The sequence below is a fragment of the Macromonas nakdongensis genome (assembly GCF_002837145.1).
Classification (GTDB): domain Bacteria; phylum Pseudomonadota; class Gammaproteobacteria; order Burkholderiales; family Burkholderiaceae_C; genus Macromonas_B; species Macromonas_B nakdongensis.
The window spans coordinates 905-1652 of the sequence record NZ_NWMV01000158.1; the positions used below are offsets into that span (position 1 = coordinate 905).

Annotated in this window: 1 protein-coding gene; it reads left to right on the forward strand. The window is 75.4% G+C overall.

Annotated elements, in window-relative coordinates; genetic code table 11:
• The coding region (gene hemC / locus CON77_RS14655; protein WP_101050323.1) for a hydroxymethylbilane synthase at positions 1 to 724 on the forward strand (724 nt) is incomplete at its 5' end.
• Between the last annotated feature and the right edge of the window lie 24 nt (positions 725 to 748).

A 748-nucleotide genomic window follows, 5' to 3' on the forward strand; every position in this document is an offset into this window, starting at 1 on the left:
AGACGTGCCCATGGAGTTGCCCGAGGGTTTCGACCTGGCCTGCGTGATGGAGCGCGAGGACCCGCGCGACGCCTGGGTCTCGCCGCACTGCGCCGACCTGGCGGACCTGCCGGCGGACGCCGTGGTCGGCACCTCCAGTCTGCGCCGGGTGGTGCTGCTGCGCGAAGCCCTGGACCGCCTGGGCCGCCGCGACGTGCGCATCGAGCCCCTGCGCGGCAACCTGGACACGCGCCTGCGCAAACTCGACGAAGGCCAGTACCACGCCATCGTGCTGGCCGCCGCCGGTCTCAAGCGCCTGGGGCTGGCCGGGCGCATCCGAAAGATTTTCGAGCCGACCGAGATGCTGCCGGCGGCCGGGCAGGGGGCTTTGGGCATCGAGGTGCGCGTGCAGCGCCCCGAGGTGGCGCGCGCCCTGGCGCCCCTGGCGCACCGGCCCACCTGGTGTTCGGTGGCCGCCGAACGTGCCGTGTCGCGGGCCATGGGCGGCAGCTGCTCCATGCCCCTGGCCGCGTTTTCCACCTGGCAAAACGACCCCGAGCACGGGCCCGCACCGACCCTGCGCCTGGACGCTGCCTGGGGCGACCCCGACGGTCAGCGCTCCGTGGTGCGGGTGCAGGCCGAGGCGGCCATCGCCTCCCTCGCCGACGCCGATGCCCTGGGGGTGCGGGTGGCCGCGCTGTTGCGGGCCGCCGGCGCCCCCGGCCCCGTGGCCCCGGTCGCCTGAACACGGTCGTCGTCACCCGGCCGG